General features: G+C 68.4%; 14 protein-coding genes. 9 read left to right on the top strand and 5 right to left on the bottom strand.

The genetic code is table 11. The features are described from left to right. The first annotated feature begins 137 nt into the window (after positions 1-137). The 5 genes from ACWGIC_RS07725 (at position 138) to ACWGIC_RS07705 (ending at position 6,673) form a co-directional block, all read left to right on the top strand. Positions 138-2,522: a class III lanthionine synthetase LanKC N-terminal domain-containing protein gene (locus tag ACWGIC_RS07725; protein ID WP_452075097.1), complete on the top strand. Its 2,385-nt coding sequence runs from the start codon at positions 138-140 to the stop codon at positions 2,520-2,522. 386 nt (positions 2,523-2,908) lie between these two features. Beyond that, the gene (locus ACWGIC_RS07720; RefSeq protein WP_452075096.1) at positions 2,909-5,275 is read left to right on the top strand and encodes a nitrate- and nitrite sensing domain-containing protein; all 2,367 of its coding nucleotides are present in this window, start codon (positions 2,909-2,911) and stop codon (positions 5,273-5,275) included. Between the two features lie 42 nt (positions 5,276-5,317). Next, the gene (locus tag ACWGIC_RS07715) at positions 5,318-5,743 is read left to right on the top strand and encodes a roadblock/LC7 domain-containing protein (RefSeq protein WP_009071597.1); all 426 of its coding nucleotides are present in this window, start codon (positions 5,318-5,320) and stop codon (positions 5,741-5,743) included. Next, a complete protein-coding gene (locus tag ACWGIC_RS07710; protein WP_452075095.1) occupies positions 5,740-6,105 on the top strand; it encodes a DUF742 domain-containing protein in 366 nt (121 codons plus the stop codon). Before ACWGIC_RS07715 ends, ACWGIC_RS07710 begins: the two co-directional genes overlap by 4 nt. Beyond that, complete coding sequence (locus ACWGIC_RS07705; RefSeq protein ID WP_452075094.1) at positions 6,086-6,673, top strand: GTP-binding protein; 588 nt, start codon at positions 6,086-6,088, stop codon at positions 6,671-6,673. The genes ACWGIC_RS07710 and ACWGIC_RS07705 overlap by 20 nt, the downstream gene beginning before the upstream one ends. Before the next feature lie 220 nt (positions 6,674-6,893). Here ACWGIC_RS07705 and ACWGIC_RS07700 read toward each other — a convergent pair whose 3' ends face one another. Beyond that, entirely contained in the window at positions 6,894-8,267 is a 1,374-nt protein-coding gene (locus ACWGIC_RS07700) for a tryptophanase (protein WP_452075093.1), read from the bottom strand. A 45-nt stretch (positions 8,268-8,312) separates the two neighbouring features. Next, positions 8,313-9,410, bottom strand: coding sequence for a tryptophan dimethylallyltransferase family protein (locus ACWGIC_RS07695; protein WP_452075092.1), 1,098 nt, complete (start codon positions 9,408-9,410; stop codon positions 8,313-8,315). Between the two features lie 330 nt (positions 9,411-9,740). On the opposite strand from ACWGIC_RS07695, the gene ACWGIC_RS07690 reads away from it, so the two are divergent. Both ACWGIC_RS07690 and pcaB read left to right on the top strand, forming a co-directional pair. Continuing rightward, a complete protein-coding gene (locus ACWGIC_RS07690) occupies positions 9,741-10,280 on the top strand; it encodes a DinB family protein (RefSeq protein WP_452075091.1) in 540 nt (179 codons plus the stop codon). Between the two features lie 230 nt (positions 10,281-10,510). After that, positions 10,511-11,866, top strand: coding sequence for a 3-carboxy-cis,cis-muconate cycloisomerase (gene pcaB / locus ACWGIC_RS07685; RefSeq protein WP_452075090.1), 1,356 nt, complete (start codon positions 10,511-10,513; stop codon positions 11,864-11,866). Positions 11,867-11,930: 64 nt separating this feature from the next. On the opposite strand, the gene ACWGIC_RS07680 is transcribed toward pcaB, so the two are convergent. Together ACWGIC_RS07680 and ACWGIC_RS07675 are read right to left on the bottom strand one after the other, a co-directional pair. Continuing rightward, positions 11,931-12,461: a DUF4383 domain-containing protein gene (locus ACWGIC_RS07680; protein ID WP_452075089.1), complete on the bottom strand. Its 531-nt coding sequence runs from the start codon at positions 12,459-12,461 to the stop codon at positions 11,931-11,933. A gap of 176 nt (positions 12,462-12,637) precedes the next feature. Continuing rightward, positions 12,638-13,084 (bottom strand): anthrone oxygenase family protein, encoded by a 447-nt coding sequence (locus ACWGIC_RS07675; protein ID WP_452075088.1) that lies wholly within the window; start codon positions 13,082-13,084, stop codon positions 12,638-12,640. A 90-nt stretch (positions 13,085-13,174) separates the two neighbouring features. Between ACWGIC_RS07675 and ACWGIC_RS07670 the strand changes: the two genes are divergently transcribed. Continuing rightward, positions 13,175-13,753 (top strand): TetR/AcrR family transcriptional regulator, encoded by a 579-nt coding sequence (locus ACWGIC_RS07670; protein WP_452075087.1) that lies wholly within the window; start codon positions 13,175-13,177, stop codon positions 13,751-13,753. A 119-nt stretch (positions 13,754-13,872) separates the two neighbouring features. Then, on the top strand, positions 13,873-14,751 hold the full coding sequence (locus ACWGIC_RS07665; RefSeq protein ID WP_452075086.1) for a hypothetical protein: 879 nt from the start codon (positions 13,873-13,875) through the stop codon (positions 14,749-14,751). A gap of 3 nt (positions 14,752-14,754) precedes the next feature. On the opposite strand, the gene ACWGIC_RS07660 is transcribed toward ACWGIC_RS07665, so the two are convergent. Beyond that, positions 14,755-15,936: an alpha/beta hydrolase gene (locus ACWGIC_RS07660; protein WP_452075085.1), complete on the bottom strand. Its 1,182-nt coding sequence runs from the start codon at positions 15,934-15,936 to the stop codon at positions 14,755-14,757. Positions 15,937-15,940 lie beyond the last annotated feature (4 nt).

Genomic DNA, 15,940 nt, shown 5'->3' with positions numbered 1-15,940 from the left:
CAGTACCGGTTTTATCCTCGCCCCGCCCGGGTCCGCCGAACGCTGAAATGGCGGATTGGCGCGACGCCGAAGCTGTGCGGGAATGGTTTCCGTCGCCGGAGCACCGGAGAAGCGCACACGCGGAAGGATCCACTTTTATGAACGTCCGGCACGAGGCATTCTGCCTCGCCGATCCGTGGTTCTTCGACCGCCGACGGGAAATCTCCGCCGACGACCTGGCAACCGCACCCTACAGTCCACTATGGACAATAGAGGAGAGCGAGCACTGGCGCTACCTCCGGCCCGCCGGGGCCCCGTTGCCGGAACAAGGCTGGGCGGTGGAGGTTTCCGCCGCCCCCGGCAACGCCGGCCGGGTGCTGGACCTCGTCCGCGAGTACTGCCGGGCCCGCTGCCTGCACCACCGGCACCTGCGTTCCCGGTCGGTTTTCCTCGATCACAATGCCGAATATCCGACGACCGGCGGAACCGGCGCGCTGGCGACTATTTATCCGCCGGACAATAACGCGCTCGAGCGGATCCTCGATGATCTTTCCGAACTCCTCGCCGGCGAGCCAGGACCGGATATCGACGGCGCGCTCCGCTGCGGGGAATGCCCGATTCACGTGCATTACGGCGGATTCGTCGAACTTTGGACCGAGTACGACGGCGCCCGCGTGCCCGCGCTGCGCAGGCCAAGCAGCGCGCTCGAACCGGCCCCGCGAGGTCCGGACTTCTTGGTACCCAGCTGGGTCCGGATCCCCGACTGCGTCGCGGAGTACACCGACGCGCCGGTGCCGCCGCATCCGGTCGCCGAAGTACTCCGCCAAGCCCACGGCACCGCCGTCTACCTGGCCGAACGCGGCAGCGAGCGGGTGCTCGTCGAGGAAGCCTGGCCCTACACCGGACTGGACGGCGACGGCGTCGACGCGGTCGCGCGGCTGGAGCGCAAGCACGACCTCTTCGAACGGCTCGCCGGAATCCCCGGCATCCCGAAAACCCACGCGTACCTCTCCGGCCAGCGCCACTACCTGGTGCGGGAGTACCGGCAGGGCCTGCCGCTGGACGTCTGGCTCACCCGGCATTACCCGCTGACCCGCCGCGACTGCCCCGAAACCGACCTGGCCGCCTACCGCAAGCAGGCGCTGGCCGTGCTGGCGCAAGTCGACCGCATCGTCGCCGAAGCGGCCGAACGCGGCGTCGTGCTCGAAAACCCGCACAACATCCTGGTCGACAGCACCGGCACGGTGTCGCTGATCGGGTTCGACCGCGACGAAACCCCTCTGCGGCTGCGGCTGTTCCTTCCGCTGGCTCCGCTCTACCTCCTGGTGCCGGAACGTCTCCGCTGGGCCGCGGAGCTGACCGAACGCCGCTTCTCGCTGCCCTCCGGCTACGCCGACGGCATCGCACCGCCCGCCGAGCCCACGCGCACCGAACTCGACGAGCCCCGCCCGGACTGGTCGATGGTGCGCAAGCAGATCGCCGAAGCCCTGCTCGCGTGCGCGACCCCGGATCGTCCGGATCGGCTGTTCCCCGGCGACATCGAGCAGTTCCGCGTCGGCGGCGCGACCTTCGGGACCGGCGCGGCGGGCGTCCTGCACTCGCTGCACGTCGCGGGCGTCGGCCGCTTCCCCGAGCACGAGCAATGGCTGCTCGACGCGATCGACGGGAAACAGCCCAGCCGGGCGGGTTTCTTCGACGGCAGCCACGGGATCGCTTACGTACTGGAGGAATTCGGCTACCGGAAGGCCGCGGGCGCTCTCCTCGCCGCCTCGCGCGCGCTGGTGGACCAGACAGTCGGCCACGATCTGGCGAGCGGGCTGGCCGGCATCGGACTGACCCGGCTGCATTTCGCCGCGACCCGCGGCGACAACGAGTTCGGCAGGCAGGCACTGAACATCGGCATCCGGCTCGCCGAGGCACTGGACACCGCGGAACCGCCGGGAGCCAATGCGCAGGCAGGGCTGTTATACGGCTGGTCCGGCCCGGCCCTGCTGTTCCTGCGCCTCTACGAACGCACCGGCGAACCGGCCTGGCTGTCGTTCGCCGACCAGGCGCTCGAACGCGATCTGGAGGAATGCGTCCCGGCGCTGGACGGCTCGCTGCCGGTCCGCGACGGCAACCGGGGTTCGCGGCGAGGGGCGGGAATCGGCAGCGCCGGGATCCTGATCGTCACCGAACAGCTGGCGCGGTACCGGTTCGACGCGAAGGCGGCGCGCAGCCTGCCCGCGCTGCGTGTCGCGTGCCGCGGGGAGTTCGCGCTCCATCCCGGCCTGTTGAACGGCCGCTGCGGGCTCGCTGCCGGGCTGGCCTTCAGCAGCGCTCCGGACCGGCGCGTCCAGGACGCGATCGACCGGCACCTGACGCGGCTTTCGTGGTACGCGGTCCCGTTTCGCGGCGGCCTTGCCTTCCCCGGCACTCGCCTGCTACGACTGTCCGCCGACGTCGCCACCGGCGGCGCCGGAGTGCTGCGCACCCTCGCCGCGCTCCAGGACGGCACCGAACTGCTCCCGTTCCTCGGGCCGACGCCGCGCCTCGACCGTTAGTCCACTGTGGACAGAGGTTGTCGACATGTCAATTAACCGACCGTCCAACCCCCGGGACGGCACTGAGGGTCCGGCCACTTTTTGAATCACTCATTCAGCCCAGCCCGTTGGTCCAATATCCGCAGCCGGGGCGCGGGCCTCGGAAAACGCCGGGGTAACTCGCCGCTACCGTCGGTAACCTCCGCCGCGGGGGCCTCCGGCGGCTCGTTCAGCAGCACCACGAGGCCTTCGTTCGTGATAGAAACCGGGGCTGTTCCGTTCGGTGGGCCTAAGAAGGGTGTATCCGAGATTTCCGTGACGAGGACCACTCGCACCCACTGGCGTGTCCGCTTCCCCGGCCGTGTCCGCACTCTCGCCGAGGGTGACCCAGGAGTTCGTGAATCATCGTGGAGAACAAGGACGATCCCGGCAAGGCGTACGACAAGTCGATCCGGAAGAGGCTGACCCGGACGGTCCTGATCCCGAGCATCACCCTGCTCGTGCTGTGGGCGGTGCTGGCGACGGCCTTCTTCATCAACGGCTTGTACGTGCGGCTCGTGGCCGGCTCGGTGCGTGACGTTTCGATCCCCGCGCTCACCGCACTGTCTTCGCTGCAGCAAGAACGTCAGCTCGCCCTGCAGTACCTCGACAGCCCCAGCTCCGGCCCGCAGCAGCTGCAGCAACAGCAGCAGGACAGCGACGGCAAGCTGAAGGGTCTGCAGGACGCCTTCGCGGCCACCATTTCCAGTGCGCCGGACGAGATCGCCAGCAAGGTCACCGCGCTGAAGGCGCAGCTCGACCAGCTGCCGGTGCTGCGCTCGCAGGTCAACTTCCGCAGCATCGACCGCGCACAGGTCAACGCCTACTACAACGGCGTCCTCGACTCCGCGGCGACGCTGTTCGACACCCAGGCGCGCATCGTCCCCGACGCGACCGCGGTGCAGGGCGCGATCTCGGCGACCTCGCTTTTCCGGGCGGGCGACCTGATGTCGCGCGAGACGTCGCTGGTGTCGGCGGCGTTCTCCAGCGGCACCTTCGCGCCGGACGACTTCGTCCAGTTCTCCCAGCTGGTCGGCTACTACCGCACGCAGCTGGCGCAGATCTCGCCGTTCCTCGAACCGGCGGTGCGCCAGCACTACCAGCAGCTTTCCGCGAGCGACGCGTGGAAGCGGCTCAACGCGGCCGAGGACTCGCTGATCAAGCACGGTCCGTGGACCATCAGCGACCAGAGCGGCGTCCCGGTCTCGGCGGGCGATTGGCACGCGCTGACCGCGCAGGTCGCCCAAGGTCTGAACCAGCTGACCATCGAACAGGCCGACCAGGTTTCCGCCGCCGCGATCGACTCCGGGAACGCGCAGCTGCGCAACGCCATCATCGGCAGCATCGTGGCCCTGCTCGCTTCGCTGGCCGCGATCATCGTCGCGGTGCGGGTGTCGCGGTCGCTCGTCGACCGGACCCTGATGACGCGGCTGGAGCGGCTGCGCAACGACTCGCTCGACCTGGCGCGCAACCGGCTGCCGAACATCGTCGGCAGGCTCAAGAACGGCGATCCGGTGGACATCGAGGCCGAGCTGCCGAAACTGGACCACGGCCGGGACGAGATCGGCCAGGTGGCCGAAGCGTTCAACACCGCGCAGCTCACCGCGGTCAACGCGGCGGCGAGCGAGGCGAAGGCGCGCAGCGGTGTGCACAACGTGTTCCTCGGCATCGCACACCGCAACCAGGTGCTGGTGCACCGGCAGCTGCAGATCCTGGACGAAATGGAAAGCCGCGAGGAGAACTCGACTCAGCTGGCGTCGCTGTTCCAGCTCGACCACCTCGCCGCGCGCGCCCGGCGGACCACCGAGAACCTGATCATCCTCGGCGGCAAGCAGCCCGGACGGCGCTGGCGCAAACCGGTTTCGCTGATGGAGGTGCTGCGCGCGGCCGTTTCGGAAACCGAGCAGTACTCGCGGGTCCAGGTCGAACAGGTGCCGGACGTCGCGATCGTCGGCACCGCGGTCGCGGACACCATTCACCTCGTCGCCGAACTGGTCGACAACGCGACTTCGTTCTCCCCGCCCGGTTCGCAGGTCGAGGTGACCAGCCGGATGGTCGCGCGCGGCGTCGTGGTCGACGTGTCCGACCAGGGGCTGGGCATGAAGGAGGGCGTCCGCGAGTGGGCTAACGCGATGATGGCCGACGCTCCCGAATTCGACGCGATGGCGCTGCGCGCGGACTCCAGCCTCGGCCTGTTCGTGGTCGCGCGGCTGGCTTCCCGGCTCGGCATCACGGTCACCTTCGACCCGTCGCGCTACGGCGGCACCCGGGCCACCGTGCTGATCCCGTCGAGCCACCTGGCCGACGCGAACGCACCCGAACCCGTGGAGGAGACCCCGGCGCTCGCCCAGGTCGGCGCGCCGGCGCAGGAAAGCGCCCAGCGACCGGTCCAGGAGGCTCCTCAGCCGACGCCGCGGCCGTATCCGGCCCGTCCCCTTCCGACGCCGGTCCCGCGGACCTCGGAGCCGTATCCGCCGTCCGCGGGCCAGATCCCGGACGTCCCGGCCGCGCCGCGCGTGCCCGCCGCCGCGGAGCCGGACCTCAGCGGGTTGCAGGGCGACGACCGGCCCCGGCTCCCGCGCCGGCAGCCGCAGCAGAACCTCGTCGCCCAGCTGCAGGACGACCCGGGAGCCGAGGACGCCGACGTGACCAACGCGGGCGAGACCACCGCGCGGACGCTGATGGCGTTCCACAAGGGCACCCGCCGGGCGCGAGGCGGGCAAAATGACTCATAACGACCGAACACCTCACCACACCGAAAGTCAGGGTCTGTCCGCATGAACGAGTACGGGAATTCCACCCCTGATCTCAACTGGCTGCTCGACGACGTGGTCAACCGCGTCGTCGGCGCGCAGAACGCCATCGTGCTGTCCGCCGACGGCCTGCTGCTCGGCAAGTCGTCCGGGATGAGCAAGGACGACTCGGACCAGCTCTCGGCCATCGCCTCGAGCCTGCAGAGCCTCGCCAAAGGGGTGAGCAGGCAGTTCAACCGGGGCCCGGTGCTGCAGAACATGATCGAGATGGAGCGCGGGTACCTCTTCGTCTCGGCCGCCGGGCAGGGCGCGTGTCTCGCCGTGCTCGCCGGCGCGGACATCGACGTCGAAATGATCGCGTACGAGATGAACCGGCTGGTCAAGCGCGTCGGCGACTACCTGGCGTCGGCGCCGCGCGAGGCCGCGAACCTGCTGCGGGAGGCGACATGAGCGACGACGGCTGGTACGACGAGGCCGCCGGACCGCTGGTCCGGCCATACACGATCACGAGCGGGCGGACGCCGTCCGAAGACCAGCTCGACCTCTCCACCCAGGTGATGACCCTGCAACAGGGATCGGACCCGGTCGGGCTCGGCCCGGAACACCTGGCGATCACGCAGCTGTGCCGCAGACCCTTGTCGGTGGCCGAGATCGCGGTGTACGTGAAGCTGCCGCTCGGCGTCGTGCGCGTGCTGTGCGGGGACCTGATCGACCGCGGCCTCGTCATCACCCGCGCCCCGTCCCGTCAGCCGGCCCAGGTGCCGGACCACGAAACTCTCCAGGCGGTTCTCGATGGCCTCATCAAGCTCTGAAGACGCCGCGGCGTCGGTGCCGACCCCGGTCAAGATCATCGTCGCCGGCGGGTTCGGCGCCGGGAAGACCACCATGGTCGCCTCGGTCAGCGAAATCCCGCCGCTGTCCACCGAGGAGGTGCTCACCGAGGCGAGCACCGGCGTCGACGACCTTTCCGGCGTGGAACACAAGAAGACCACCACGGTCGCGCTCGACTTCGGCCGGATCACCATCTCGCCGCGGCACGTGCTGTACCTGTTCGGCACCCCGGGCCAGGAACGGTTCTGGTTCATGTGGGACGACCTGGCGCGCGGGGCGATCGGCACCGTCGTGCTGGTCGACACGCGCCGGCTGGAAACCAGCTTCGCCGCGGTCGATTTCTTCGAGCGCAGGAAGATCCCGTTCATCGTGGCGGTCAACTGCTTCGACAACGCCCCGCGCTACACCCCCGACGAGATCCGCGAAGCGCTCGTGGTGCCCGACGGCGTGCCGATCGTGATGTGCGACGCGCGGCAACGGGATTCGAGCAAGATCGCGCTGATCCGGCTGGTGAAGCACGCGATGACGGTGGTTCCGCAGCCCGCCTGAGACGGGTACCGCGACTGCCCCAATGTGGCATTGGGTGCGTCACACGCACCCAATGTGGCGTTCGGTGCGTCACACGCACCCAATGCCACATTGGGGCGCGACCGGTGTGCAGACCAGCGAGGGGGTTCCCGGCGCGGGGAGCCCCCTCGTTCGCTTTCTGCTGTCCTCAGTGTCTCTAGTGTCTTGAGTGTCTCTAGTGTCTTGAGTGTCTCTAGTGTCCTTAGTGGACCGGGGCCATCCGGAGATTGAAGTGCCGCAGGATCTTCGGCGCTTCGACGATCCGGTACCCCGGCACCTGCTCCGGGTTTTTCGCGATGTCGCCGAGGATTTCGGCCACGTAGTCGTAGTGGCCCTGGCTGTACACGCGCCTTGGCAGCGCCATCCGGACCAGTTCGAACGGGGCCGGGGTGATCAGCTCGTTCTGCTCGTCGAGCGTGCCGAGGTAGAGCGAACCCAGTTCCACGCACCGGATTCCGCCCGCCAGGTACAGCTCGCAGGCCAGCGAGTGGCCCGGGAACCGGGAGGCGGACAGATGCGGCAGCAGGCGGCCGGCGTTGAGGTAGAGCGCGTGGATGCCCGGCGGCTGCACGATGTCCACTCCGGCCTCGTTGGCCTGCTTCGCGAGCCGGGCCGCTTCGCCCGCGCGGGCGGCGAGATAGTGCGGGTCGACGACTTCCTGCAAGCCCTTAGCGACGCGGTCGAGGTCGTGCGCCGCGAGCCCGCCGTAGGTGCGGAAGCCCTCGGTGGCGATCAGGTTGGTTTCGCAGCGCTGGGCCAGTTCCGGGTCGGTCAGGCCGATGAACGCGCCCATCGGCGAGATGCCGTCCTTCTTCAGGCTCGCGACACAGCCGTCGACCAGGCCGAACGCCTCCAGCGCGACCTCGCGCGGCGTCTTGTCCGCGTAGCCCGCCTCGCGCTGGATGACCAGCCACGCGTTCTCCGCGAACCGTGCGGCGTCAAGGAAAACCGGCACGCCGTGCGCCCGCGCGATCTTCGCCGCCGCGGCCAGGTTCGCCATCGAGACGGGCTGCCCGCCGCCGCCGTTGTTGGTGATGGTGAGCAGCACCTGGCCGACGCGAGCGCCGTCCGGGCCGCTCAGCAGGCGTTCGAGAGCGTCGAGGTCGATGTTGCCCTTGAACGGTTCGAGGCTGTCGAGGTCGCCGAACTCCGCGCAGGGCAGGTCGATCGCCTCGGCTCCGAGCAGTTCGACGTTCGCGCGGGTGGTGTCGAAATGCGTGTTGCTGACTGAGATCTGGCCGCTCGCCAGCACGCTGGAAAACAGCACACGCTCGGCCGCGCGGCCCTGGTGCACCGGCAGGAGGTGCGGGTATCCGGTGAGTTCGCGCAGCGCGTCGCGGAAGCGGTAGAACGAATCCGACCCGGCGTACGAGCGGTCCGCGGCGGCCGCGGCGGCCTCCTGCGCGGTGGAGACCGCGCCGGTGCCGGAGTCGGTGAGCAGATCGATGCTGACCTTGTTCGCGGGCAGGTTGAAGGCGTTGTAGCCCGCCGCGGCGAGCGCCTGTTCCCGTTCCGCGCGGGTGGTGACCGGGATTTCGGCGACGACTTGGGAGCGGTACGGCGGGAAGGTCCGCATCAGGGTATTTCCTCCAGTTGTGGGTGACAGCCGAAAACTACCGCGTCAGGTCATCCGGCCGAGCACCGGTCGCTTTCTCGGCGGCGCTACCGCATACGCCTCCGACGACAGATAGACCGTGATTCCGGAACCGAACTCCCCTATTCGCAACGATACGTGCGCGATCAATCCGACGCCGTCGCGAAGTGGTCGCTTCGAAACCGCTGCCAGCGCTTTGTCCAGTTGTGTCGGGTCGAAGTCATACTGGGCGAGAATGGCGTGCACCCGAGCCCTGGCTACTTCGTCGTCCGGCACGTAACTTCGAATAGGAAGGTAAAGACTGTAGTTTCCGGGCGTCCCGCCCATACCCTCGACAAATGAATAACTGGAAACCAGCGGGCGGCCTTCGAACGGACCTTTCCCGCCGCCGAGCACGGCGAGGAATTCCCGGATCAGCATCGGGTCCACGCCGGGCACCAGCGCCGCCGCGCGCACCGCGTCCTCGGCCTCGGCGGCGTCGTGCGAGACGTACACCTTGACCCGGGACAGCGGGTCGTCGTCGAGGTCGAGCGCGAAGAAGGTGAAGTTGTCGCGCTCGCCGCGGCGCAGCGCGTGCTCGACCACCGGCTCGAACGCCTCGTCGAGATTCAGCCGCCGGAACCCCTCGCTGACCAGCGAATCCGCCATGGTCGGCCCGCTGATCTGCGGGTTCAGGTACACCTTGATCTTCGGCGCGGCACCGTTGCGGAAGATCAACGAGTACCACAGCGTGAACGGTCCTTGGCGTTCCTCGTGCGGGAGGAAGAGGTCGGCCACGGCGTCGAGCCGGTCGGTGACCAGGCCGTACTCGCCGGCCACCCGAGCAAGGAACTCGCGAGGGTCGGGAGCCCCGACGGGCTCGCCGAGAACCCGTACCACACATTCGCCATTGGCGTCGAATGCGACCGAGAATTCCACGGGCGTGGTGTCGTCCGCCACATTGCACGGGAACTGCCCCGGCGAGTCGACTGTCAATTCCCCGGAGTCGCCGAGCAACAACCGGAGAAGATCCAGGTGACGACGTTCTTCCGGGTCGAATCCCACTGCCCGGCACAGTCGGTCGAGTTGACCACCGGCGTGGCTGTACATCGACAACTCGACCATCGGCACACCCGCTCCGACCATGGCGCTGTATTCACCGTTTCATTCGTACGTTCGGCCCTGTTCCGCTGCCGCCGTTCGGCGGAGCGGACATTCGCGGGCCGCTAAGCAGATTAATCCCCGGAATGCCGATCACGATACCTCTGACGGAGCGACAACACCGTCTGCGAACCGTGCCTGAGTGTGCTGATCGACACCGGAATTCACCTGAATTCCGCATCGACAGGACCGGCCGTGCCAGCTACTCGGGCCCGCCGTGTGGCCTAGCCCACTGCTGCACGCGGACGCCGTCCCGTGCACCCGGTGCGGCGTTCGGGGTGAAAAATTGTCGGTGGCGGGTGAGACGCTCGTCTCATGACACAGACTCCGCAGCATCTGGCCAAAGTCGCCGAGAGCGACCGCGCGCCGATCCCCCGCCTAGCCGACGAACGCGAGACCCTCGTCGCGTACTTGGAGTGGCACCGCGAAACCCTTGCCTTGAAGTGCTCCGGCTTGAGCCAGGAAGCCGTGTCGACGCCCGCGGTGCCGCCGTCCATTATGTCGCTGCACGGACTGGTCCGGCACCTCGCGGGCTGCGAACGATGGTGGTTCCGCATCCAATTCGCCGGCGAGGACGTCCCGCTGCTGCACTATTCGGACGACGATCCGAACCAGGACTTCGACCGCCTGGACGGTGATTTTGACGAGGCACTGGCTTTGTGGCGCGCGGAGTGCGACCGCAGCCGGGAAATCCTGGCCGCAGCGCCTTCCTTGGACGCGCAGGGAGCCTCGAAGACGACGGGCGAGCCGTTCTCGCTGCGGTGGATGCTGGTGTCGATGATCGCGGAGTACGCCCGCCACAACGGCCACGCCGACCTGCTGCGGGAGGTGACGGACGGGGCTACCGGGCGGTGAGGGGGCGGGCTTGGGGCTGTCGGTTCTGGGTGGGGGTGCTGGGTGGGGGTGCTTCGGTGGGGAGTTCTGGCGGGGAGTTTCGGTGAGTTTCGGGTGAGGTGCTGCGATGGCTGACGGCGGCTCGGCTCCGCGTGCGCTGCCGTCCCAGCCGCACCCCAACCATCCCGCCTCACCCCAAGCGACCAGCGACCTTCCCACCCCACCCCGCCCGGCGTGCGATCCTGGACGGCATGATCGCAGACCCTGACTCCGGCCTGCTCTCCCCGGTGCGCGCCGGAACCCCGGCCGAAGCGGTGACCGGTGACCGTGCCTTCGCGGCCGCCCTGCTGGAGGCGGAGGCCGCACTCGCGCGGGCGCAGGCGCGGCTCGGCACAGTCCCCTCCGAAGCAGCCGAGCGCATCACCACTGCCGCACGGCTGCTAGCTGAGGGTGAACTCGACGTCATCCAACTGGCCCGCGACGCGCGCGCGACCGGAAACCCGGTGGTCAGCCTGGTGCGCACCCTTTCGGCCGAGGTCCCGGACGTCGCCGATTACGTGCACCGCGGTTCCACCAGCCAGGACATCGTCGACACCGCGATGATGCTCGTCGCGCGCAACGCCCTCCGGCTGATCAGCGCGGACCTGACGGCAGTCGCGCAAGCCCTCGCCGCGTTGGCGCGCGCCCACCGCGACACAGTCATGCCCGGGCGGACCCTCACCGCGCACGCCGTCCCGACGACTTTCGGCTTGAAGGCAGCGATCTGGCGGCAGGGGGTCCAGGAATCCGCCCGCCGGATCGCGGGGCTGCGGCTGCCGGTGTCGCTCGGCGGCGCGGCCGGAACGTTGGCCGCGTACGTCCAGTACGGCGACGGCACCGACGACTATCCAGAGCGGCTAGTCGCTGCCTTCGCGGAGGAAACCGGTTTGTCCGCACCGATTCTGCCCTGGCACGCCGATCGCGCTCCGGTAGCAGAATTGGCTTCCGCGTTGGCTGGCGTGACCACAGCGTTGGGCAAAATCGCTGTCGACGTTCAGGTCCTCGCCCGTACCGAAATCGGCGAAGCGGCCGAGGCGACCGGCGGCGGGTCTTCGGCGATGCCGCACAAGCAAAACCCGGTGCAGTCAGCGTTAATCCGATCCGCCGCGCTGCAATTGCCGGTGCTGGCGGCCGGGGTCACGCAATCCGGCTTGGCGGAAGACGAACGGTCGGCTGGCGTCTGGCAAGCCGAGTGGCAACTGCTGCGCGAATGCCTGCGCCTGACCGGCGGTGCCACGCACACATCTGTGGATTTGGTGCAAGGCTTGGCCATTCACGCGGATCGGATGAAAAAGAACCTCGCGCTGACAAACGGGTTGATTGTCTCGGAACGGCTGTCGGCAGCTCTCGCGCCGATCCTGGGCAAGGCTCGCGCGAAGGACTTGCTCGGCACCGCATCCAGTCGCGCGGTTGAGGAAAACTGTCCGCTGTCGGAGATCCTGAGCAATACACCCGAGATCACGGACGTCGTCGACGCCGAGGCGCTAGCCGACCTACTGGATCCGGCGCAGTACCTCGGCGCGGCGGGACGGTTGGTGGACCGGGCGCTGGAAGATCCTGCCGGATAACCACAGCGGGATCGCTGCCGGAGAATCCGGCAGCGATCCCGCCATTGTGGACTGACTGAGAACCTCAGTGGGCCAAACCGTGCCCGCCGGGTTCGGGTCGACGCGGCTGCGTGGCCGGGTCGACCTCGACCGGTTCCTCGTCCTCCGGAAGCAGAACGCCGTGGCGTGCCGGGAGAACCGCGGTCAGCAGGCCCAGTACCGCGATGCCGAGATGCAGCCAGTTGTCCGCGTCGGCCAGGTTGAGCGGGTTGCCGAGGCCGGACACCGGGTTGACGGAGATCGTCCCGGCGAGCATCAGGCCCCAGACGAACAGCGCGCCGTAGCCGATGAAGAGCAGCCAGCCGAACGTCCGCGCACGACCGGAACCGAGGGCCAGCAGCAGACCGACCACGCCGGTCACCACGTGGACGACATTGTTGAGCGGATTGGCGGAGAACCGCCATAAAGTGACGCCCTGTCCGGTGAAGTCCCCGAACCCGGATTTCACGAGCCCGATGATGCCGTAGGCGAGAAACAGGACTCCGAGCAGAACGGCGAGCACCTGCGCGGGCTGCACCCCTTCCACCCGAACGCGGGCTCGATGCGCACGAACCATGACTCCAGTCCTTCCCGTACCGAGATGACGGTGGGTCAACCCTGAAGGAATACCCCCGGGCAAACCGGCCCGAAACCCGAATCCGGCCGCCCGGAACGCGCCCGCCGGGCAATATCCAGGCTGCCGGGGTTCGTGGGACTGCTGAGCCCCAGGGTGTCCGAGTGGGGCACCACCGCTCAGACCAGTGCGGCAGTCAGCAAAGCGAAAGCAGCGATGAGCACCGCGACCCGCACGTAGTGGTAGCGGTCCCAGCGGTTCATCTGCTCCTTCCAGTCCGCGGGCCGGTTCTCCGGCGTCCACGTCTTGCCCCGGTTGTTGATCGGGACGAGCAGCAGGATCGACATGACCACGCTGACCACCAGCAGCCCGGCCCCGGCGACGACAAGGCCGGTGCCCGGGACGCCCCACGCGGCGACCGCCCAGATCGCGCTCAGGACAAGGGAACCGATGTACCAGAACGGCATGAGAGCGCCGAGCATCCGGCCCCCGTGGGCGCGGCCGCGCTGATTGCTGTCGTCGGGGAGCCCGTTGAGGATCGGGTTGATGACGAAGGCGACGGAGAACTCCACCCCCACCATCACGCCGACGACCACGATGGTGCAGACCGCGAGTGCGCTGAGCATGATGACCTTCCCAAGATCTAGCAGTGCTAGCTGATAGATCGATGCTAGTACTACTGCCGCTCGGTTGTCTAGCAGTGCTAGAGTCAGCTCATGTCGGTACACACCCGCAAGCAGCGCGAACAGGCGGAACGCGAGCGCCTCATCGTGGCGACGGCCCGCGAGCTCGCCGAACAGCAAGGCTGGGACGCGGTCACCACCCGCAAGCTCGCCGAGCGCATCGAGTACAGCCAGCCGGTCCTCTACAGCCATTTCCGCGGCAAGCGCGAGATCATCGGGGCCGTCGCGCTTGAAGGGGCCGCCGAACTGGCCGGGGCGGTGCGAGCCGCGACCCGCGGGGTGGACGGCCCGCGCACCCGGGTCACCGCCCTCGCCCGCGCGTACCTCGACTTCGCCGAGCGCCACCCGGCGGTCTACGACGCCATTTTCCAGCTCGACGGCGGCCTCGCGTTCGCGCAGGAAGACACCCCGGAACCGCTGAAAGACGCCTTCGCCGCCCTGCTCGAAACCCTCGGCGCCGTCGCCGGCGACGGCGTCGAACCAGCCCTGTTCACCGAGTTGTTCTGGGCGTCCCTGCACGGGATCGCGACACTGACCCGAGCCGGACGGCAGCCGCGGGAGTTCGCCGAACAGCGAATCGACCTGCTCGTGGAACGTCTCGTCGTGGTCTGATCCACCACTGCTTGCCCGCAGCCCTCCCGACCGTCACGCGTATTGGCCGGTACCGAGACTCATCCCACAAACCCGCCCTTTCCGGCGAACCCTGATCGGGTGATCGGGGAAGTCGGGGCATGCGCAGGGCGAACACGTTCCTTTTGGCCGGACTGGTCCTCGGTGCCGTCATCGCGTTTCTGGTCACCGAGGCCGAGCCGTACCGGCAGGTGGTCACCGCGGCCGGACCGGCGTCCGCGGCCGGCGTCATCTCCCCGGCGACCGACGAGAGCACCCCCAGCTCCAAACCAAGCTCCGGCAGCGCCGCACCCCAGCAGGGCGCAGCGCTCAGCACAGAACTCCCCGCGCTCGTCCCGCAAGGACACGTCAGCGTCGTCGTCTACGACCGCGACAAAGGCACGACCCCGGTCTCCGTCGACGCGCATCGCCGCTACACCTCGGCGTCCCTCGTGAAACTCCTCATCGCCCTCGACGCGCTCGATCGCGGGACGAGTCCGGCCACCGTGCAGGAAATGCTGTCCCGCAGCGACGACGACACCGCCAGCCGGCTGTGGGTCGAGGGCGGGGAGACGCGCATTGTCCGGGAGGCGGCCGCCGAAATGGGCCTCGCCGAAACCGCGTCGCCCAAAGACCCGGGACGCTGGGGCGACACGGAAATCACCGCCGCCGACATCACGCGCGTCTACCGCTATCTGATGGACCAAGCACCAGCCGGCCACCGCGCGACGATTCTCCGCGCACTCCGCGACGCGACCGAAAACGGCGCGGACGGATTCCGTCAGTACTTCGGCATCCCGGACGCGCTCGGCGACGCGCACTGGGCCGTCAAACAAGGCTGGTCCTGTTGCAACCCCGGCCGCATCCTGCACACCTCAGGCCTCGTCAAGGACGACCGGTACATCGTCACCGTCCTCACCGAGAATCCCCGCTCGGTCAGCTACGACACCGCCGAGGCTCAGGTCACCGAGGTGGTGAAGCACCTTCCCGGGATCCGCTGAGCATCACTGCTCCACGGCAGTCAGCCCGCCCCGCGCGCCCGTGCTCGGCAGCGGCCACGGCTTCACCCCACCGGTCACGTCGGCCCGCGGCCCGGGCGCCGACGGCCCCGGGATCCGCTGCCCGATCCACGTCAGTACATCCGGCAGCTGCGCCTTGAAGGTGTTCATGTTGTGTCCCGCGTCCGGAATCCGCCACGTCGTGAACTGCACCGGCGGCTGTGCGGCGGCGCGCATCTGGTCGACCGCGCGGCTTTCGTTCTGTTCCTTCTCGCCGGAGATCGCGAGGAGTTCCTGCGGGGCCGGGTGCCGCTGGAGGTTGAGCTTGACGTTGTTCGCGTCCTCGATGTCCTTGCGGCCGCGGAAAAGATTCTCGGTTTCGCCGTCCACTTGCGCCTTTTCGTAGCCGCTCACGCTCGCCGCCTGCGCGTACCACTGCGGATGCCGCGTCACGAGGTTCAGCGCGCAATAGCCGCCGGACGACCAGCCCGCGATCGTCCACGCCCGCCGGTCCGGATTGATGCCGAGGCGCTGGATCGCCCATTCCCGGACGTCCGCGGAAAGGTAGGTGTCGTTGGGGCTTCCGTTGACCTCGTCAACACATTCGGTGTCGTGACCGATTTTCGGCGTTCCGGTCGGATCCGGGATCAGCACGATCACCGGCGGCAGGAGGTGCTTCGAAATCGCCGCGTCAAGCTGTTCGGGCAGGTGGTACCCGATCGGGGCGGTGGTGACCTCCGGACCGGACGGGTAGTTCGGGATCCAGGTGATCGCCGGGAACCGCATCGACTTGTACGGATGCTGGAAGTATTGCGGCGGAAGGTAAACCGTCACGTCGCGGGTGAGGCCGGTGCGCCGTCCGGTCACCGTCACGTGCGCGATGGTCCCCTTGCCGACGCGCGCGTGCGCGACTCCGAGGTCGCGCGCCCGGCCGAGGTCGACGCCGTTGTCGCCGCCCTCGACGTCGATGCCTTCGGCGGCGAACGCGCCGGTCCCGAGCAGCGAGCCGAGCGTCGGGAAGAATCCGCCGATCATATTGCCGGTCAGGCCGAGGGTGACGATTACGAGGCACAGCGCGACAAGCACCGTGGCGCTTCGGCCGATCTGCTTGCGCTTGCGCCATTTGTCCCAGAACCACGGCACCGAGACGACTGCGAGGAGCGCGAGCACGCCGACCACCGCGAGCATGACG

It is taken from the genome of Amycolatopsis sp. NPDC054798 (assembly GCF_053611505.1).
The sequence above is the reverse complement of the archived record's forward strand: the minus strand, read 5'-3'. Positions and strand labels throughout refer to the sequence as shown.

Excerpts from the sequence above, each read along its gene's own strand:
- ACWGIC_RS07725 (WP_452075097.1), top strand. The coding sequence starts at position 138 with ATGAACGTCCGGCACGAGGCATTCTGCCTCGCCGATCCGTGGTTCTTC.
- ACWGIC_RS07715 (WP_009071597.1), top strand. The coding sequence starts at position 5,318 with ATGAACGAGTACGGGAATTCCACCCCTGATCTCAACTGGCTGCTCGAC.
- ACWGIC_RS07710 (WP_452075095.1), top strand. The coding sequence starts at position 5,740 with ATGAGCGACGACGGCTGGTACGACGAGGCCGCCGGACCGCTGGTCCGG.
- ACWGIC_RS07705 (WP_452075094.1), top strand. The coding sequence starts at position 6,086 with ATGGCCTCATCAAGCTCTGAAGACGCCGCGGCGTCGGTGCCGACCCCG.
- ACWGIC_RS07700 (WP_452075093.1), bottom strand. The coding sequence starts at position 8,267 with ATGCGGACCTTCCCGCCGTACCGCTCCCAAGTCGTCGCCGAAATCCCG.
- ACWGIC_RS07695 (WP_452075092.1), bottom strand. The coding sequence starts at position 9,410 with ATGGTCGGAGCGGGTGTGCCGATGGTCGAGTTGTCGATGTACAGCCAC.
- ACWGIC_RS07690 (WP_452075091.1), top strand. The coding sequence starts at position 9,741 with ATGACACAGACTCCGCAGCATCTGGCCAAAGTCGCCGAGAGCGACCGC.
- pcaB (WP_452075090.1), top strand. The coding sequence starts at position 10,511 with ATGATCGCAGACCCTGACTCCGGCCTGCTCTCCCCGGTGCGCGCCGGA.
- ACWGIC_RS07680 (WP_452075089.1), bottom strand. The coding sequence starts at position 12,461 with ATGGTTCGTGCGCATCGAGCCCGCGTTCGGGTGGAAGGGGTGCAGCCC.
- ACWGIC_RS07675 (WP_452075088.1), bottom strand. The coding sequence starts at position 13,084 with ATGCTCAGCGCACTCGCGGTCTGCACCATCGTGGTCGTCGGCGTGATG.
- ACWGIC_RS07670 (WP_452075087.1), top strand. The coding sequence starts at position 13,175 with ATGTCGGTACACACCCGCAAGCAGCGCGAACAGGCGGAACGCGAGCGC.
- ACWGIC_RS07665 (WP_452075086.1), top strand. The coding sequence starts at position 13,873 with ATGCGCAGGGCGAACACGTTCCTTTTGGCCGGACTGGTCCTCGGTGCC.
- ACWGIC_RS07660 (WP_452075085.1), bottom strand. The coding sequence starts at position 15,936 with ATGCTCGCGGTGGTCGGCGTGCTCGCGCTCCTCGCAGTCGTCTCGGTG.